The organism is Methanoplanus endosymbiosus (assembly GCF_024662215.1).
GTDB lineage: Archaea > Halobacteriota > Methanomicrobia > Methanomicrobiales > Methanomicrobiaceae > Methanoplanus > Methanoplanus endosymbiosus.
On the sequence record NZ_CP096115.1, the window covers coordinates 2,164,200 to 2,181,165 of the forward strand.

Below are 16,966 nucleotides of genomic sequence, written 5' to 3' on the forward strand. Positions count from 1 at the left end.
AATAATGGCAGATAAAAGAGCTCCGGCATCCGGATGGCCAAAAATTCAGGGTGACTATCATGCAGGCAACGCAGAAAGCCCTGTAGCGGTAGTTACTGTTGGATCACACCTTGATGAGCAGGGTATCTGTGACGCAGGCGCTGCAATATGTGGTTCCTGCAAAACAGAGAACCTCGGTCTTGAGAAGATCGTTGCAAATGTGGTTGCAAACCCTAACATCAGGTTCATGGTTACCTGTGGAACTGAGGTTAAGGGTCACCTTTCCGGTCAGTGCCTTATTGCACTCCATGCAAATGGTCTTGAAGGCGGAAAGATTGTCGGTGCAAAGGGTGCTATTCCTTTCATTGAGAATCTCACTGAGGAATCAATCCAGCGCTTCCGTGATCAGATCGAGATGGTTGATATCATGCCATCTGAAGACATGGGTGCAATCAAAGCTAAGATCGATGAGCTTACAGCCAGAGATCCGGGCGCATTTGATGGTGAACCCATTGTTCTTGAAGTCAAGGAAGATGATGGCGATGCAGCCGGCGGTGAAGGTGTAGAGACTCCTATGACCGCGGAGCTTGCTCTCATTCATGCAAGACTCAAGACAATTCAGATGATGGTCACAGACATTGGATACCGCAACCGCTTTGCAGCGGGTGTCTATTCAGGTAAAGTTGAAGGACTCATGATCGGTCTGATCGTGTCATTTGCTCTGCTGGGCTTCCTTTTAATGGGGTGATATAAATGTCAGATGAAGAAAATTCAGGTCCGGCAACAATCAGAATGGCGGCAATAAAGGACATGATGACAGATATAGAATTCAAGGCCCAGGTAATGGCCAGAACCAACAAACTTGAGTCCGGTATTATGGACTCCGGTGGAATTGGATTTGGTCTGGGTATGATTATCTCACTTGTACTTGTTCTTGCCCCGGTATTTCTGATGGGAGGCATCTAAGATGGCTGACAAGAGATCTCCGGCTTCAGGCTGGCCAAAGATTCAGGGTGATTATCACGCTGGAGATGCGGAAAGTCCTGTTGTTGTGGTAACTGTCGGTTCACATCTTGATGAACAGGCCGTCTGTGACGCAGGCGCTGCAATGTGCGGTTCCTGTAAGACAGAAAATCTTGGTCTTGAAAAGATTGTTGCAAATGTAATTGCAAACCCTAATATCAGGTTTATGATAACCTGTGGAACTGAGGTTAAGGGTCACCTTTCCGGTCAGTGCCTTATTGCACTCCATGCAAATGGTCTTGAAGGCGGAAAGATTGTCGGTGCAAAGGGAGCTATACCTTTCATCGAAAACCTTACTGATGAAGGGGTCCAGCGTTTCCGTGAGCAGGTCGAGATTATCGACATCATGCAATCTGAGGACATGGGTACAATCAAGGCAAAAATTGAAGAGCTGAAAGGAAGAGATCCCGGTGCATTCAACGCTGATCCGATAGTTATCGAGGTCAAAGAGGATGGAGCCGGCGGAGAGGGTGCACTTGCTGCAACCGCAAATCCACAGTTCCTTGAAGTTGAATCACGCCTCAATGAGATTGAGAAGAGGCTTGAATTCGCAGACGCAGAAATTGCCCAGCGTGTAGGCCGCAAAGTAGGCAGGGATATCGGTATCCTCTACGGTCTTGTCGCAGGTTTGATTGTATTCATGATGTTGCTGGTATTACTCCCGAAACTTATGGCAATGATATAAGGAGGAGTGACAAAAATGTTCAAATTCGAGAAAGAGCAGACGGTACACGACTTTAATGGTACCAAGATCGGCGGGCAGCCTGGAGAATATCCAAGGGTGCTCGGCGCTTCCATCTTCTATAACAAGCACGAGACTGTTATTGATGATGAGAAGGGAATAATTGACAAGGATCGTGCAGAGGCTCTCTGGAACAGGTGTCTTGAACTCTCTGATATTACAGGGGTTCAGCATTTCATCCAGATCATCTCTGAAACATCGGAAGCATTTGAAAGCTATTTCAGCTGGTTTGACTCAATTGATTCAAAGACAGCGTTCTTAATGGACTCTTCAAATCCTCCGGCACTTGCACATGCATGTGAGTATGTAACAGAAGTCGGTCTTGCAGACCGTGCAATCTACAACTCCATTAACGGTTCAATCGGCCCTGAGAATATCGAGGCTTTAAAGAACAGTGATGTTAATGCAGCTATTGTTCTTGCATTCAACCCTGGTGACCCAACAGTCCGCGGACGTGAGGCAGTACTCGCAGAGGGTGGCGTTGCAGGTCAGGAAAAATCCATGCTTCAGATTGCAGAAGAGTGCGGAATTACACGCCCTATTCTTGATACCGCAGCAACTCCGCTCGGTATTGGTTCAGGCGGTTCATTCCGTGAGATTCTTGCATGCAAGGCAATCCATGGTCTTCCAACCGGTGGTGCATACCACAACATGACAGTCTCATGGACATGGCTTAAGCGCTGGAGAAAGAATGTTCTTGCTGAGCAGTATGTTGGCAAGGACCTTCTTCTTGAACAGATGGCACACCATCACTTTGGTGGATTCGAGGGAATCAGGCAGACTGCATGGGCAGCTCCTGATATCGGCTGTAATATTATGGCTGCAACCCTTGGTGCAGATCTTATCATGTACGGACCTATCGAGAACTGCGAAGGTGCATCTACTGCAATCGCATTCTCAGATATCGTACTTGCTGAGGCAGCCAAGGAGTTTGGCCTTGAGCCACAGGTGGACACACATCCACTCTTCCATTTGGTATAGAACCCTAAAAAATATTTTTTTACGTTTTGAAAGTCAGATATTAATTATCTGAATTCCAAAATATTTGTGTGCGGAATTTTAATCGGTCGTGTGCAGCTTTTTTCTTAATTTTCAATCCGTTTGTTTTAATTAATTCTGATGCCATTATCTCATCTGCGGGACAGAAATACCGTGTGGTGGTTTGGTCTTTATGGCATCCGGCAAAGGAAGGAGAAGCAATGTTCTGGAGAATAATTCCTCTGTATTGGCGGAGAGGAATGTTTTGGGAGAAAGCCGCAGAAACAATCCTTTTAGAAAAAAACTGATTCTTCTGGACCGGAAATCTTCGTGGCTCCTCTTTTTTGTGACTTTTCTTACGGTTATCACCGGTTATTTGCTTACAAGAACCGAAAGTCAGCCTGTTCCGACAGTTGTTCACGTGATTTTGTCGGTTTTATTTGCAGTACTGCTGTCATATCATGTTTATGTCTATACTTTTCTTGTGAAATATAACTGGAATAATGGTTTTAATTCTTTATTAAGAAGAAAGTTCTCCGGAATTTCTTTTATTATCCTGATATTGAGGGTGTCCGGTGTAATTATTTTATTTTCTGGTTTATTTGTCTTAATAAGCGGTTTAGACTATTATTTCGTTTTGAATGAGCCATTCAGTCTGTCCAGCCATGTCATAATTGACAATATTTTTTATGTTGCGTTTTCTGTTCATATGGCCGCAGGCCTGAAACTGTTACTGCACAGGAAGAAGAGGTCACGTTTTGTTCAGAATTTATCTTCAGTTCTCTTTTTAATGGTTCTTCTTCTTGTGGCTTTTGCATTTGAATCCGGTTTTGTGTATAATGTTACTGAAGACCCGGGCAATTCTGTTCAGATTGATGGTGTTGTTTACAGTGTCAGTCCTCAGTTTATGTCACAGTCAAGGCCTGACATCTTTCAGGAAGGAAAGTATTCCATGTTTGATGCTCTTGTGATGGTTTCTGAGAAGAAAGGGCTTAATCTGAAGTACCATTATGATCCTGAGGTGGAGACAAATGTCATAGATTCCCTGAAAGGGAGCAGTAACTGGTGGTATGAGGGATACTATGACGGCGGTTTTACATCCATTCCTTTTGGTGAGATAAATTACCAGAGGATGGATGAGTACCCGTGGAAGGAGGGTGCTATTTTAAGGATGATTAGAGTAAGTCCGGCTGAACTGGAGGAGAGGTATGAGATTTTCAGAACCGAAATTATGCGGAAGAATGAGAACGGGGGTAAGATAATAATTCCGAGGGTAATAATTGAGGGAAGGACAAATATCTATAATTATGGTTCAGTTGAGGTTTATGCCCATAATCTCAGGAATGATACCTTCAGAGACGGCGTTGTAACAGCGATTGATACTGTCATGACGCTTGGTGATCTGGGAGATCTCAATTATACACTTAAGTGGTATGAGAGTATAGGAACAGCGGAGATTGTAAGAAGCTACTTTGTTGAGAGTATTGACGGAGATTCCGGCTATAACAGATGCGGGTTTGTGTACGAATGCGGCGAACCCGGTTATGAATTCTTCAGTGGAAATCATATACACATTCCGTCCGACTGGAGAGTGCTTAAGTCTCCTGAGTATCTGAAATATTTCTGGATCTGCATCTGACATTTTCAGCCTGATGGGATATATCAACAGAGTTAAGGGGATAGCTAATATATTTCATACTGTTGATTATGGGTGTTCCTGATTTTCAAAAGCTTATGCTTCCTATTCTGAAAAGTTTAGAGGATGGTTCTGTTTATTCAATGGGTGAAGTTATTCAGAGATGCTCTGATTATCTGAATCTGCCGGATTCTTTGAGAAATGAACTTCTTCCCAGCGGGAAACAGAAAAAATTTGATAACCGGATCCACTGGGCAAAAAAGTATCTTCTTGAAGCTGGTTTATTAGAAAACCCTAAGAGAGGGCAGATAAAAATTACAGGGCGTGGACTTGAAGTCTTGGGTAGTAATCCTGATATTATTGATGTAAATTATCTCAAACAGTTTCCTGAGTTTCAGAAATTTGGCAATAATAAAGATAGGAATTCAAAACAGGGTGTATCTGAGGATTCTGTTCAGTCAGTTTATACTCCGAGGGAAGTTCTTGATAATAGTTATAATGAAATTAGGAAATCACTATCAATTGAGCTGCTTGAAAAAGTAAAGAGCTGCTCTCCATATTTTTTTGAGCAGCTTGTTATTGATCTTCTTGTCTCTATGGGATATGGGGGTTCTCTGCACGGTTCTGCTGAAGTAACCTGTAAAACCGGAGATGGTGGTATTGATGGCCTCATTAAAGAGGATAAGCTTGGTCTAGAAGTCATTTATGTGCAGGCAAAGAGATGGAAAAATGTTGTAGGGAGACCGGAAATACAGAGTTTTGTTGGTAGTCTTGCTGGGATGCAGTCAAAAAAAGGGATTTTTATAACAACTTCCGGTTTTACTAAAAATGCCTGTGATTATGCTGAAAAAGTGGAGCAGAAAATAATTCTGATCGATGGTTCTGAGCTTGCAGGGTATATGGTTGACTATGATATTGGTGTTTCAGAAGAGGACCGGTATGTTGTTAAGAGAATTGATTATGATTATTTTGAAGAGTCATGATCGGGTAAATACTCTTTTTTAAGATTAGTTTGAGTCAGTTTTTATTCAATTACATATGGTATTGTATCCTCTTTGTCCTCCGGATTTCTGCTGAAGACAACAACGGATGAATTTCTGTCGCTGATGTTTGTTATCCTGTGGGCGACAAAGGGTTTTATGTGGATTAATCTGCATTCTCCGGATTTATCATCAGCATCAAGAATAAGATCAGCTCTCTTCTGTCCTTTCTTTTCTGCATTATATCCAATATTTTTTCCAGTGTTTGATCCTGTATCCTTCCCTGTATTCTTCTCTTCTATCTCTTCTCTTTCCTCTTCCTTTTTCCCTTTCTCATTTTCCTTCTTCTCTTCGTCAATCCATTCAAGTGAGAGAATTATTTTTCCGGAGGTGATGGCAATCCACTCCTCCTTTTTTCTGTGGTAATGATTTGCCCTTGACCTGCCCGGACTGACTGAAACCAGATATGAATGAATGCCGGTGAATGGTTCGTCATCATACACTTCTGAGACAAGTTCAGAGAGCCACCCGTCCTCCCTCGCGTGTTTCTGCCTCTTCAGGCATATGTTATCTGTTAAAAAATCGTCTGTCAAAAGATCATCCATGATTGTTTTTTCTGTTTATAACTGTAAAATGGTCAGAATATCCTTATTATGTGGTTATTTTTCATGGTTTAAACAATTTCTGACTATTTCTGTGTGGTGTGGATATTTTGTTCATGATGGGGTCATCAGGGTAAAATTCCGGATTAAAAAAGAATCATTTATATGTCTCCTGTGACAGATATTATAGAGCACCACGGTGTTAAAACAGGGCTCGTGGTCTAGCTGGTTTATGACGTCGCCTTGACACGGCGGAGGTCTTGAGTTCGAATCTCAACGAGCCCACTAACTTTTCTGTTTTTGTCGTTATTTTGTGCTTCATTCGTCAATAGAGCATCTGTTAATCTATCAATCTTAAATTCTAAGGTATTTATCCGGCTGTTCAGTGATTCCGGCGTTTTATCCTGTTGCAACAATTCATCCTGATATTTACCATCTGAGAACCTGATATTATAGCCTCCGGGTACCTCCTGAATGATAATTTCCTTACCGACTTTATCCGCCAATTCATTGACAGGAAACCGAATAGAGGCATAAGAATAGTTATTTCTAATTTTGTGCTGCGTTATTTTTCCGCTCCATTTTCTCAGTTCTGTTGTGCTCATAACCTCTATTCTGATGTTGCAACATTTAAGGATAACCGCCGCCGCAAAAGCCTGTCAGGTGCCTTATATTGTAATGTAATTATGAATCTATAGTAAATGTCATGCTGGATAATAACGGCGCTCTGTGTGCCTCCTGTAAGCCATTTTACGGGCATTTATTTAGATAATGGATATTTCCTATAGCCTGACTAATTAAAAAAGGTTGGAATTATTATTTGTTGGTAATATTAGCCTCTGGTGTGTGCGCCTGTGGTGTTTCTGCCATTTGATGGAAGAATAATAACACTTTTTCCGGCTGCGTGTGCCTGGTCAATATGTGCCTGTTGTTCCGGTGTTGTTATGTCGTCAATGATGAATACCGTCTGCGTGAATTGATCTTGGCTGGATGCTTCAATTTTATCTAAAATATTATGAAGTTGGTTTATTGTCTTCATCAATTCCACTCCTTTACCTTCTCTGACTTTTGCCTGTTCTCAAGTTCATCTATCCGGCGCTCAAGTTCCAATAACTCCTCATCCTTCAGGCATGAATTTAAGGTCTGGCTTATCTGACTGAAGGTTCTGGCATATGCTAAATAAATCTGGTCGCTCTCTTTCGCTCTGAACCTGTCGGTTGCAATTCGTTTATATAATTTTTTTGAGACTTCAGAGAGCATTTTAACGAGTTCTTCACGTTTAAGCGCCTGCGCATCCTTATTCTTTGGTTTGAATGGTTCGTTATCTGCCATATTTACGCCTTCCATTCCGGATGGTGTGTTTGTCCGGCCGCCTCTGCTTCAGCCTTACGGCGTGCATTTCCTGCACCAATCTTCTTAAGCTCCGGCGGCATTTGTCCGGACGTTATGCCGGTAATCTCAAGTCTGAATAATGGATTACATGGAAGGATTACTATCGATTCCTTCCGGTTGAAAGTGTGAATACATCCACAAATCGGACATAGAATTTCTATCTTGTTCCTTTTGATGCTGCTATGTGCTATAACTGGTAACGGCTCTAATAAGTCATCAATTGTAAATTTTATGCCCCCGCTGCCGTCTGGATTTCTGATAATTTCCATGTTATAGCCTCCTGCCTGGTGTCGGCTGTGGTGGTTTGCCTGGAAAAGCACCAACCAGTATAAATAATGTTCGGTTATCTTCGGTTATCGTTCGGTTATCCTGAAATAGGATAACTGAACCGGACTTCATTTTATCCGCCAATCTGGAAATAATAGATTTATTGGCGTTGTTTTTTGTCAAAAATTGTTCAGTTATCCGGTTATCCTGCCTTATAGGTAAAAAATGTGATTTTTTAAGGATAACTGTCCTTACTGAAGATAACTGAACATAACTGTATCTAAGTATATGTAATGTATGTAATTGAATATAATTAGATATAATTGTATATATCATTAATATACCTCCTTTTCATCAATTAAGCATATTATCTGCGTGTTTCTCATCCTGCCTAATTTGTCGGCGCTTGAATCTATTGTCGATTGGATAATGCCTTCATCCTGTAAAAGCTCCAATATCCGATCAAGCTCGGCGGTGTGAACATATTTTGATAGTCTGCGTGATAGCTGACTCCGGCTCAATGTGTTCTCTGCTGCTCGCTTCAGAATATTAATTACGGCGTTTATGTGGTTGCTGTCGTTCTGCTGGATGCTGTCCGCCAATAGTCGGCTGGAAGTCGGAAGGAAATAGTCTTTAACATGCCCCAGTGCTTCGTCAAAATAACAATCAGGTATGTTGAAGACTGCCTGATATGCTGCCGGCTCTTTGTCTGCAACATCTGTTAGAAATGCGATATTTCCACCACTGGCTTTTAAGTCCTGATATTTCAGATTGGCATCTTTGATAAACTGCCGGCTGCCAATATAATACAATCCTGCCAGCTTGAAAACATAAATCCTTAATCGGCTGGACAATGTTAGGTTGTCCTCTGATTCCTGCTTTTGATGCTCTCTAAGGCTTCGTTGCCAGTGGTTATATCTCTCTAAGGCTTCGGTGCTTGGAATGAATAACAGGTTCTCAAATCTATGTGTGGTTGTCCAGATTTCAGATAGTCGGTCTGATAGCGCCTTTGTCTGTTCCGCCGTGCCGATTGTTGAAATTGAAACGTCAATATATTCCGGCGTTCCTTCCGGCTGAACTATTAGGTATCTGGCTAGTAGTCCTGACTCCAAATCTGTTGGTTCTGTCGAATTTTTGAAGTTTAACGGTGTGGTTGCCATTAAAACAGACATAGATATATTATTGGCTGTATATGTGTCTCCGCCGCCGGCTTTCTTTGTTAGTCTTTTATGAATCACTTTAGGATTATCGTAATATTTGCACAAATCATCACTTAAGCCGTTCAGATGTCCGCCTTTTTTGTGCATCTCCTTTAACAGTCCGCCGACTTCATCATTAGCATAATACGCGGTTGGTGTCTCTGCCAGACATTCTATTAATGATTGCCGGCTGAAGCTGTCTGGAAGTTTGTTGCCAATTCCGGCGGACTGTATTAAGTCCAGAAATTCATCAAAAGCGGTTGATTTTCCGGAAAAACTGGACTGTCCAATCAGGATCGTCCAGATATTCGGAATCACATCACTAAATGATAATGGTAAATGAATCCTCCGGTCTGCACAAATAGAAAGTGCTGTCAGTGCTCCACTATACTTAAATTCAGGAAATCCGCCGGACTTTTCCATATATGTTGAAATATATTCCTGTACGAAATTATCCTCCTCCAAATTTATTTTCAGTTCTGGCATGCCTGAAGCCTCCTCCATTTCTGAATAAGTGCGTCAATGGATGCCAGTATTTCCGGATCGGCTTCTGTCGGCGTAATAATGCCGTCTTCTCTTAAACATCTGAAAAACTCAGACCATTTGTTATTAAGGCATCCTGCTCCGGCTTCGCTGCAATCAATAATGCCTCTAGCAACGGCGTATGCCTCTACACCTCCTCCGCCGGTCTGATGCCTGAAGCAATACCATGTATTTTTCCTGATGTTAATGCAAAGATTGTTGCCTGTTGATGAACCATGCGCTGGATGAGCGCCTCTAATTTCATCTGAAGAAATATACCTGCCATTCTCCGGCATCAGGTAATCCTGCACTCTAAGGTTATACTGGTCTGTGATGCTGTCGCCGTGTCCGGCGCTGGTGCGTCTTCTTGGCGCTTTTGCAGGTTTCTTAATAATGATGTCTGAAATCCACTTTGGAAGATCTGCTATTGGCTGGTATTCATCTATCCACTGATAGTTAACTCCGGTCTGGTGCTGTGATGGTGCCGCTATGACATATCCTGAATATTTACAGTCTATTCCTTCGCCAAGCTGACCTTTTACCTTAATATCTCCTTCCGGCGCTCTGTAATAGCGGTGTGTGCCTCTACAATCGTTCTGCATGCCGGTTAAGGCTGTAAGTGTGATTGGTAGTGGTTCGTGCTCCTGCTCAAGTGCCTGTAATGTATGAAGTCCACCATTCCGCGGATCGGTGTCCAGAACTATAAGTCCTGAAGCTATGCAGGATATACCGATGCTGGCATCTGGAAATTGTGTCCACCACTGCCGGATTTTTCTTAAGTCTGGAGAGGCATCTTTAAATCCGTGTTCTGTGAGTGGTGCCTTATCCTGACTGCATGGAAAAATAGAAAATCCGCGTCTGCCATAGTCCAATGCTGCCTGCAAAAGACTTATATCTGAGTTACCATAATATATTGTTGAATCATTTGTTTCTGCCGGCGGTTGTGGTAGATTGCCGGCTACTCTTTCTGGATTTAACAAGTTTTTACCTCTCGGTTTTTAAGTTCTGTTCTCAGTGCTGAATCCATCAGCTTTGAAAAGTTAATTCCTGCTGACTTGGCTTCCTGCTTTAGGTCGTATTCTACACGACAATTCAGGCATGCGTATACTTTGCCTGCCGAGACTAATTTAGTCATTTTTTTGTTACCTCCTGTAGTATACTGCACTATACTACAACATCCTCTATATGCGCGCTTTATAAATAAAAGCGTTTTTGTGCGCGCTTTATATGCTATGGAGTATAATATATTATTGTGTGGAATTAGGACTAATTTGACCTTATTTTTTTGTGGATTTTTTAAGAAATTGGTGCCTTCCGGAGAGGTGCCGCACTCTCAAAAAGCAATATATTTTTTATAGTTTGTATTTTGGCGCGGTGTTCTAACCTGTGAATTCCGGAAAATATTGTATTGTCTGGCTGTATGCTCTACATGCCTGCATATGGAGATTGGCGTAATGTCTGCCTATAACTGTTCGGCTGGTTCGGCTTTGCAGGTAATCAACAATACTTTCCTGCACTCCGTGTTTTAATAATAGGTTGGCATGCCATTTCCGGAGGTTCTTAACCGGCATGCCTGCATCCTGAAGTCCTTTTAATATAGTGCTTGGATGTTGATGTGGTAATTCATAACTTTTCAGTTCATCAACAAAACTGGAAGGAAAATATAATACAAATGCTGATTTGTTGCCTCTGCCTGCATCTGTTACCGGATAGAATGAAACCTCCGGATTATCTCCATCTGTCTGGATGTTCTCCGGTTTGAAGTCCTGCAATGCTCTAAATAAATGGATACCTCTGGCTCCGGTATATGCTGCCAGTTTAAAGAAGGTCTGGAGGTTCACCGGAATTAATGGATAAGCTTCCTCCAGATCGTGATCATTGAAAAATGTTATTTTTGGCTGTGATGTTTTTATCTTCAGGCTTTTTAACCATTTGTCCGGATTGATGTTCAGTATCTTTTCAAATCCGATAACATCTTCCATAAAATGAATAAAAACTCTCAGTCCTTTTGTCTGAGAATCTGTAAGTTTAAGCTTCAGTAAATCAGCAATATTTCTAATATCTGGAAGTTTTAATAATCCGTTAATATAATCCTTTTTTCGTGCTTCTGACACCTTCCGGACGTGCTCCAAATAGTCAATAAATTGTGCTTTATATTGGTTAAAAAGCTCTAAAAGGCTGCCAATTTTGACACGGCGGAGGTCTTGAGTTCGAATCTCAACGAGCCCACTAACTTTTCTGTTTTTTTTGGTTTTCTTATTATTTTATAGCTATCTTATCCGGTAATTCTTTTATTCACTTTTCCATTCTGCGTTGCGGAGATTTGTATGTCTATTCCAAAAATCTTTTAAATGACTGAAAGATCATTATACCGGTTTGTCTGTCTCTGATTATGTAAGCCTTATTTCTAATACGGTATAAGAGAAATATATGGATGGAAAGTTCAGGTTTCTTCTTCTCATATGTCTGTCCTTGATGGTGGCTGCATCCGGGTGTATTTCAGACAGAACAGTTGGTTATACTGGTGAAAAATCTCCGGATAACGGTCTTAAAACTATTGAAGGGCTTTACAGGTTTGACTCATCAAATACGATTTCAACGCCCCTTTTTACAGACAATGGCTCTGTTGTCAGTGTTTTTCATCCGGAAGATCTTATGAAGTATGGTTATTCTGTCAGCAGCAACTTCAGCCTTGGCCTGGTAACCATCCCACCCAAAAGAGGAACTCCGCCACACAGGCTTATGAATACGTCTGAGATGATCTTTGTGACAGAAGGAACTGCGCTTATAAATACTCAGGACTCTGTTACTGAAGTTCATGCCGGAGATGCGGCAATTGTCAGGGAAGGCACACTTCAGTCGATCTGCAACAATGGAAGAGAAGATCTCGTCTATCTTACATCCACACAGCCGGTATATAATCCCGAAAACGATATTTCAGAAGTGAATCTGCCCGGTGAAGATCCTGGTGATGAAAAGGACTCTTCCGGAAATACAGGCGCAGACGGGATTATTGTTACAGATGTCTCTGAAGGTATTGAGTGGGACTATGATACCGGAACACTCATCTACACCATATTTAATGCAGATCTGATGGCAGACAGGTACCCGGACCTGCCGGTAAATTACAGCCTTGCATATGCAGAATTAATTCCGGGCGGAAGAATTGATGAGAACACTCTTTACGGAGCTTCAGAACTGATATATGTCGTACACGGGAGCATCTGCCTGAACAGTTCCAAAGGCGCGGAAATGTGCGCAGAAGTAGGTCAGGCTGTCTATGTCCCGGCAGGCTATCCAAAATCCTATCACAATTCCGGCAACAAAAATGCGGTGATTCTCTCATATGTCGATCCGTCATGGAATCCGGGTCTCACAGTTCTGCATTGAATAAATCCCTGAATTTTACCAATTAAAAAGGCTTTTTTGATAATGCCGGCATATATATCTTAGATATAAGGTTTAATCCCGGCAATCTGGATAAACCGTGAATATACCATAAATCTGTGATCAAATGAAGATACTTTTTGTAATCTGCGGTGAGGGCCTTGGCCATGCCTCACGTTCATCAAGACTTGCACGCTACCTGAAAGGATTCGGTCATGAGTGCCATCTTGCCTCATATGGCAAAGCCTACGAATTTATTAAAAATCAGGAGGAGTTTCATGTAACAGAGACCTTCAGGGAAGTTGAGCTTGACGGTGAAAACGGATATTTCAGCCTGTCAAAGACACTCTGGTCCTCAAAAAGTGTACCCATTGCTCTTGCACGCTCCTTAAAGCATGTCAGAAACCTTATCAATGAATATTCAATTGACCTTGTAATATCCGATACCATGTACGCGGCTCTGACTGCGGCAAGGCTTGAGAGGGTACATTCGCTCTTTATCACAAACCAGAACCGGTTTGCAACCGCATCTGACAACAACTCCACATACTGGAGTGTACTGGGAAAGGTCATTGAGAAATATCTTGAAATCCCTGACAGTGTGATAGTCCCTGATTTTGCACCGCCGCATACCATCTCCGGTTACAACCTTGAGATTGAAGAGGGAGATAAGGATCAGTATAAATTTGTCGGCCCTTTAATGGACATCGAACTTTCGGATTACAGCTTCTCTAACGGAACAATATTTGCATCATTTGGTGGTGAACCGTTTAAGATTCCGATGTATGGTATTTTAAAGGAGATTGCAGAGGAGAGACCTTTTCAGACTTTTGAGGTGTTTTCCACTTCAGACGGTCTTCCTGAAGCATCTGATAATTTCAGGACTTTTGGCTATGTGCCCGATATTTATGAACACCTCTCAAAGGCAAGAATCGCAGTAGTTCACGGTGGCCTGACAACCCTTCATGAGGCGCTCCTGTTCAGAAAACCCTGTGTGATGATAATTGATCCTTACCACCCGGAGCAGTGGAATAATGCCCGTAAGATTGAGGAGATTGGGGCAGGAATTATTCTTGAAGGGGATAAACTCACAAAAGAGAGGCTGAATGAGGCGATAGATAAGGCACTTGCTATGACTGCACCTAACTACAGCTCCCTCTTTGCTGAACAGGACGGTAAACACAATATCCATGCCGTCATTGAGAATATGGAGAAGACCGGCTGATGGCATATTTATCTCCTGCCGGTTCTCATTAATAATATACTGCCGGATATACTCAGTAATCCGGCATAGGATAATGGTTATCTATGAATAAGGATTCCGGATATTTACTAATAACAATTGCATCGGTGACTGCTGTATCGCTTCTGATAATCATGCTTGCAGGATTCATCTACCCCGGAGGTTTTCATATTCTGGGCATAACCCCGCAGAGCACATATGAATACACCGTCTCTATAGATATGGACGGTGCAGTGGCTGAAGATGCTCAGTTATTCATACCGCTCCCTTCACTGAGTGACAGATCCCCTGTTGGCGCGGCAATACTTGAAGGAAAAGGTACAGGTGTCCCTGACGGGTGGGATATTGAACTCTTCGGCTCCAAGGGGAGTACAATGCTGAAAATAACAGCTGATGAGTTAAGAACAACAGAATTTGGAATAACAGTTGATGCCGGAGATTTGATTGATACAGAAAATCCCGTTGGTTCTGCATATACTCTTCTGCCAAAGGAGGATACTATGGCTACTGATTCCGGAATTAAATACAATACGTACATCTATGCAGAATACAGCTCTGATTCCGGTGCTGAAATTGAGATTGGGATTGAGCTTACCGGAAAGAACAGCTGGAGTATGTTCTCTGAAAAGTCCAATTCTTTCACCGATACTGTAAGCCTGAGCCTGAACCCGCCCGTGAAAGGGTGGTACCCCTCATCCGGAGATCTGGTGGCCGGAATCGGTGACTATACAATAATATAATCTTTAATTATGTCTTTTTTTCCGGAAAATGAATTTATAATAATAGTTCACGGGCCTGAACCCTTTGATCATAGTATTCTGTCACAGATCATCTCTCCGGATAAAGATTCAGTGATGGTTGTCACTGCCGGAGTTATGGGTAATTTAACTGATATGATCATGGGCGGGCAATGATGGGGGCTGGATATGAGAACTGCTGATCTCTGCATAAAGTGCAAGGGCAAAGGTCTCTGCGGCCTCTCGAAATGCCCTGTTATGAGCCGTTTTTATGCCCGGAGTGATACAAAACCTGTTAAGGAGTATATGGGTGAAAGCCCGTCTGTCTTTGTCGGTTCAAAAAATTATCCGAATGTATCCGGCGGGCCTCTGCTCTCGCGTGAGAATGACAATCCTGAGCACTGGGTCTCCGGCAATTACTCAATAGATGACATAGTAAGGATAAGGTCAGGCACAATCAGGGGTAATTCCGGGGAGAAAAACCTCTCTGATTCCATACAGGAGATTGCGCTTTCACAAAAGCCTGTAGATGTGGAAGTGGCTTTTGTAAAACCCGTCAGTTTTGATCTCCGTTTTGACGGAGTTTTAGCGCCGACAGGGCTTTCCGGTGTTGTATCCGATATGTCTGTCCTTGACAATGCCGTTGTCCCCCGGATTGTTGACAAAATTACCTCGGACACTGATCTGAAGGCAAACGACGCTATCGTTGAACTGTACAGGGGCGGCACTGATCTGCATCATATACAGAACCTTCTCTCTTCCGGACTTCTGGGCGTTAAGAGGCGTATTGTTCCTACAAGGTGGAGCATAACTGCGGTTGATGATACCGTATCCGGCATTCTTAAAAAGAATGTCTCAGGGTATCCGCCTCTGGAGGAGATCCGCATATTTAACGGGTGTATTCATGGCAACAATCTGGCGATTATGCTCATTCCCGGAGACTGGCGTTATGAGATGACTGAAGTGTGGGAGAAGAACAGCCTATGGTCGGGCAGTGAATCGGCGACAATAGTCTCCGACTCTGAAGGGATGAAGAGAAAACAGGGCTACTCGCCGCTTGCCGGCGCTTACTACTCTGCACGTCTCGCTGTGCTTGAATATCTTGAATCGGTCAGAAGGTCTGCCCGCGTGATTGCAGTCAGAAGAATTACCGGTGATTACTGGGCACCGCTTGGCACATGGGTAATACGTGAGGCCTCAAGAAAGGCAATGAAGGAGAATTATATGACTCCGGCAGACCTCAGTGAGGGCATAGCCATAATCAGCAGGCTCTCAGGTGGGGATAAATGGCTCTCATGCAGCAGCCTTATTCCGGAGATAAAGACCCAGAAGACTTTGTTTGATTTCTGACCGGAAATATCGTCAGTTCTCAGAATCTATTCTGCTGACAAACCGTTATGAATGCCTGAATATTTCAAAAAAAAGTTATTTTCTGGAGATAACGGCCATTGCCGCAAGAACGCCTATAAGGCAGACTATTCCTGCAATCCCTGACTGGGGTGTCGCTGCCGGTGTTGCCTCTGTTGCTGTTGCAGTCTCCTGAACCGGTTCAGCAACAGGTTTTATCTCTAATATGTAAGTTGATATCGCCTGAGGGCCGCCCATCATTATCTGTGCATCCGGATTGCATGTGGATGCCAGTCCCTCTCCTTTTACGAACGTAATGCAGAGTTCAAAAGTATTTGGTTCATCAGTTACATCTGCAAAACCTCCCGGAACAAGAGTGGCCTCTGTCAGTATATTTCCATCTTTTGAGACTGTAATTGCAGCAGATGATGCCGTGCATACGGTGCCGCTGCATTCCGCACAGTTCGGGTCAGGTTTTGCTGTCACAATAAATCCGTCTGCGAGCGGTTTGAATATCATCCTGTCGATGTCACCGACAATTGCGCTGATCTCTGCATCCCTGGAGATTTTGTCTATCTTTGCAATGCCGAGATAATCCCCGCCTGTGCCGCCAAGAACTATAAACCTGACCGGATCTCCGGTTTTAAATATCTCAAAGGCTTTGTCGTCCGGAACATTGCCCGTTACTTCGGTCTCGGTTGCCTTAATCCACTGCTCATTCGGTGTTGAACCTGTGTAGGATATGGTGAACTGGTATTCGGAATTTATACTGATAGTTCCGGCACCCTTGTCCATTGAGGTAATTGTGCCCATTCCGTTTACTTCCTGGATTACTGCGGATGCACTGCCCGTCAGGCATAATAATGCGACTGCTGCAACCAGAAATGCCTTTATTAAGTTACTTTTACTCATGAGAAACTCTCCTGAATTAA

General features: G+C 42.9%; 20 protein-coding genes and 1 tRNA gene. 12 read left to right on the plus strand and 9 right to left on the minus strand.

Going from position 1 to position 16,966, the window contains the following annotated elements; genetic code table 11:
• The first annotated feature begins 4 nt into the window (after window positions 1–4).
• The 6 genes from mtrA (L6E24_RS09580) to L6E24_RS09605 all read left to right on the plus strand — a co-directional run bounded on the left by mtrA (L6E24_RS09580) (window position 5) and on the right by L6E24_RS09605 (window position 5,341).
• On the plus strand, window positions 5–727 hold the full coding sequence (gene mtrA, locus L6E24_RS09580; RefSeq protein WP_257741763.1) for a tetrahydromethanopterin S-methyltransferase subunit A: 723 nt from the start codon (window positions 5–7) through the stop codon (window positions 725–727).
• 5 nt (window positions 728–732) lie between these two features.
• Window positions 733–945 (plus strand): tetrahydromethanopterin S-methyltransferase subunit F, encoded by a 213-nt coding sequence (locus L6E24_RS09585; RefSeq protein ID WP_257741764.1) that lies wholly within the window; start codon window positions 733–735, stop codon window positions 943–945.
• 1 nt (window position 946) lies between these two features.
• Entirely contained in the window at window positions 947–1,687 is a 741-nt protein-coding gene (gene mtrA / locus L6E24_RS09590; protein WP_257741765.1) for a tetrahydromethanopterin S-methyltransferase subunit A, read from the plus strand.
• 15 nt (window positions 1,688–1,702) lie between these two features.
• Window positions 1,703–2,725 (plus strand): tetrahydromethanopterin S-methyltransferase subunit H, encoded by a 1,023-nt coding sequence (gene mtrH / locus L6E24_RS09595; protein ID WP_257741766.1) that lies wholly within the window; start codon window positions 1,703–1,705, stop codon window positions 2,723–2,725.
• Window positions 2,726–2,915: 190 nt separating this feature from the next.
• Window positions 2,916–4,361 (plus strand): cytochrome b/b6 domain-containing protein, encoded by a 1,446-nt coding sequence (locus L6E24_RS09600; protein WP_257741767.1) that lies wholly within the window; start codon window positions 2,916–2,918, stop codon window positions 4,359–4,361.
• Between the two features lie 95 nt (window positions 4,362–4,456).
• Entirely contained in the window at window positions 4,457–5,341 is an 885-nt protein-coding gene (locus L6E24_RS09605; RefSeq protein ID WP_257741768.1) for a restriction endonuclease, read from the plus strand.
• Between the two features lie 41 nt (window positions 5,342–5,382).
• On the opposite strand, the gene L6E24_RS09610 is transcribed toward L6E24_RS09605, so the two are convergent.
• Window positions 5,383–5,943 (minus strand): cupin domain-containing protein, encoded by a 561-nt coding sequence (locus tag L6E24_RS09610; protein WP_257741769.1) that lies wholly within the window; start codon window positions 5,941–5,943, stop codon window positions 5,383–5,385.
• 207 nt (window positions 5,944–6,150) lie between these two features.
• Between L6E24_RS09610 and L6E24_RS09615 the strand changes: the two genes are divergently transcribed.
• Window positions 6,151–6,225 (plus strand) — tRNA-Val (locus tag L6E24_RS09615).
• 547 nt (window positions 6,226–6,772) lie between these two features.
• Here L6E24_RS09615 and L6E24_RS09620 read toward each other — a convergent pair.
• The 7 genes from L6E24_RS09620 to L6E24_RS09645 form a co-directional block, all read right to left on the minus strand.
• The gene (locus L6E24_RS09620) at window positions 6,773–6,979 is read right to left on the minus strand and encodes a hypothetical protein (RefSeq protein WP_257741770.1); all 207 of its coding nucleotides are present in this window, start codon (window positions 6,977–6,979) and stop codon (window positions 6,773–6,775) included.
• Entirely contained in the window at window positions 6,979–7,272 is a 294-nt protein-coding gene (locus L6E24_RS09625) for a DUF8136 domain-containing protein (RefSeq protein ID WP_257741771.1), read from the minus strand. The genes L6E24_RS09620 and L6E24_RS09625 overlap by 1 nt, the downstream gene beginning before the upstream one ends.
• 2 nt (window positions 7,273–7,274) lie before the next feature.
• Entirely contained in the window at window positions 7,275–7,601 is a 327-nt protein-coding gene (locus L6E24_RS09630; protein ID WP_257741772.1) for a hypothetical protein, read from the minus strand.
• A 333-nt stretch (window positions 7,602–7,934) separates the two neighbouring features.
• Window positions 7,935–9,284 carry a DUF3987 domain-containing protein gene (locus tag L6E24_RS09635; protein ID WP_257741773.1) on the minus strand — a complete coding sequence of 450 codons (1,350 nt, stop codon included), beginning with the start codon at window positions 9,282–9,284 and terminating at the stop codon, window positions 7,935–7,937.
• The gene (locus L6E24_RS09640; protein ID WP_257741774.1) at window positions 9,272–10,204 is read right to left on the minus strand and encodes a bifunctional DNA primase/polymerase; all 933 of its coding nucleotides are present in this window, start codon (window positions 10,202–10,204) and stop codon (window positions 9,272–9,274) included. Before L6E24_RS09640 ends, L6E24_RS09635 begins: the two co-directional genes overlap by 13 nt.
• An 89-nt stretch (window positions 10,205–10,293) precedes the next feature.
• Complete coding sequence (locus tag L6E24_RS14775) at window positions 10,294–10,455, minus strand: type II toxin-antitoxin system CcdA family antitoxin (RefSeq protein ID WP_373020948.1); 162 nt, start codon at window positions 10,453–10,455, stop codon at window positions 10,294–10,296.
• A 244-nt stretch (window positions 10,456–10,699) separates the two neighbouring features.
• A complete protein-coding gene (locus L6E24_RS09645) occupies window positions 10,700–11,434 on the minus strand; it encodes an integrase (RefSeq protein ID WP_257741776.1) in 735 nt (244 codons plus the stop codon).
• 361 nt (window positions 11,435–11,795) lie between these two features.
• On the opposite strand from L6E24_RS09645, the gene L6E24_RS09650 reads away from it, so the two are divergent.
• The 5 genes from L6E24_RS09650 (at window position 11,796) to L6E24_RS09670 (ending at window position 16,037) form a co-directional block, all read left to right on the plus strand.
• Complete coding sequence (locus L6E24_RS09650; protein ID WP_257741777.1) at window positions 11,796–12,710, plus strand: cupin domain-containing protein; 915 nt, start codon at window positions 11,796–11,798, stop codon at window positions 12,708–12,710.
• Between the two features lie 124 nt (window positions 12,711–12,834).
• Window positions 12,835–13,932, plus strand: coding sequence for a glycosyltransferase family protein (locus L6E24_RS09655; protein WP_257741778.1), 1,098 nt, complete (start codon window positions 12,835–12,837; stop codon window positions 13,930–13,932).
• Between the two features lie 83 nt (window positions 13,933–14,015).
• Window positions 14,016–14,690, plus strand: coding sequence for a hypothetical protein (locus tag L6E24_RS09660; RefSeq protein WP_257741779.1), 675 nt, complete (start codon window positions 14,016–14,018; stop codon window positions 14,688–14,690).
• A gap of 9 nt (window positions 14,691–14,699) precedes the next feature.
• Window positions 14,700–14,864, plus strand: coding sequence for a hypothetical protein (locus tag L6E24_RS09665; protein WP_257741780.1), 165 nt, complete (start codon window positions 14,700–14,702; stop codon window positions 14,862–14,864).
• Window positions 14,865–14,876: 12 nt separating this feature from the next.
• Window positions 14,877–16,037, plus strand: coding sequence for an Nre C-terminal domain-containing protein (locus L6E24_RS09670; protein WP_257741781.1), 1,161 nt, complete (start codon window positions 14,877–14,879; stop codon window positions 16,035–16,037).
• Window positions 16,038–16,112: 75 nt separating this feature from the next.
• Here the strand turns inward: L6E24_RS09670 and L6E24_RS09675 are convergent, their stop codons facing one another.
• Window positions 16,113–16,946 (minus strand): hypothetical protein, encoded by an 834-nt coding sequence (locus L6E24_RS09675; protein ID WP_257741782.1) that lies wholly within the window; start codon window positions 16,944–16,946, stop codon window positions 16,113–16,115.
• Window positions 16,947–16,966 lie beyond the last annotated feature (20 nt).

What these genes read in the sequence shown, in the direction of transcription:
- mtrA (WP_257741763.1), top strand. Translation starts at nt 5, where the DNA reads ATGGCAGATAAAAGAGCTCCGGCATCCGGATGGCCAAAAATTCAGGGT.
- L6E24_RS09585 (WP_257741764.1), top strand. Translation starts at nt 733, where the DNA reads ATGTCAGATGAAGAAAATTCAGGTCCGGCAACAATCAGAATGGCGGCA.
- mtrA (WP_257741765.1), top strand. Translation starts at nt 947, where the DNA reads ATGGCTGACAAGAGATCTCCGGCTTCAGGCTGGCCAAAGATTCAGGGT.
- mtrH (WP_257741766.1), top strand. Translation starts at nt 1,703, where the DNA reads ATGTTCAAATTCGAGAAAGAGCAGACGGTACACGACTTTAATGGTACC.
- L6E24_RS09600 (WP_257741767.1), top strand. Translation starts at nt 2,916, where the DNA reads ATGGCATCCGGCAAAGGAAGGAGAAGCAATGTTCTGGAGAATAATTCC.
- L6E24_RS09605 (WP_257741768.1), top strand. Translation starts at nt 4,457, where the DNA reads ATGCTTCCTATTCTGAAAAGTTTAGAGGATGGTTCTGTTTATTCAATG.
- L6E24_RS09610 (WP_257741769.1), bottom strand. Translation starts at nt 5,943, where the DNA reads ATGGATGATCTTTTGACAGACGATTTTTTAACAGATAACATATGCCTG.
- L6E24_RS09620 (WP_257741770.1), bottom strand. Translation starts at nt 6,979, where the DNA reads ATGAAGACAATAAACCAACTTCATAATATTTTAGATAAAATTGAAGCA.
- L6E24_RS09625 (WP_257741771.1), bottom strand. Translation starts at nt 7,272, where the DNA reads ATGGCAGATAACGAACCATTCAAACCAAAGAATAAGGATGCGCAGGCG.
- L6E24_RS09630 (WP_257741772.1), bottom strand. Translation starts at nt 7,601, where the DNA reads ATGGAAATTATCAGAAATCCAGACGGCAGCGGGGGCATAAAATTTACA.
- L6E24_RS09635 (WP_257741773.1), bottom strand. Translation starts at nt 9,284, where the DNA reads ATGCCAGAACTGAAAATAAATTTGGAGGAGGATAATTTCGTACAGGAA.
- L6E24_RS14775 (WP_373020948.1), bottom strand. Translation starts at nt 10,455, where the DNA reads ATGACTAAATTAGTCTCGGCAGGCAAAGTATACGCATGCCTGAATTGT.
- L6E24_RS09650 (WP_257741777.1), top strand. Translation starts at nt 11,796, where the DNA reads ATGGTGGCTGCATCCGGGTGTATTTCAGACAGAACAGTTGGTTATACT.
- L6E24_RS09655 (WP_257741778.1), top strand. Translation starts at nt 12,835, where the DNA reads ATGAAGATACTTTTTGTAATCTGCGGTGAGGGCCTTGGCCATGCCTCA.
- L6E24_RS09660 (WP_257741779.1), top strand. Translation starts at nt 14,016, where the DNA reads ATGAATAAGGATTCCGGATATTTACTAATAACAATTGCATCGGTGACT.
- L6E24_RS09665 (WP_257741780.1), top strand. Translation starts at nt 14,700, where the DNA reads ATGTCTTTTTTTCCGGAAAATGAATTTATAATAATAGTTCACGGGCCT.
- L6E24_RS09670 (WP_257741781.1), top strand. Translation starts at nt 14,877, where the DNA reads ATGAGAACTGCTGATCTCTGCATAAAGTGCAAGGGCAAAGGTCTCTGC.
- L6E24_RS09675 (WP_257741782.1), bottom strand. Translation starts at nt 16,946, where the DNA reads ATGAGTAAAAGTAACTTAATAAAGGCATTTCTGGTTGCAGCAGTCGCA.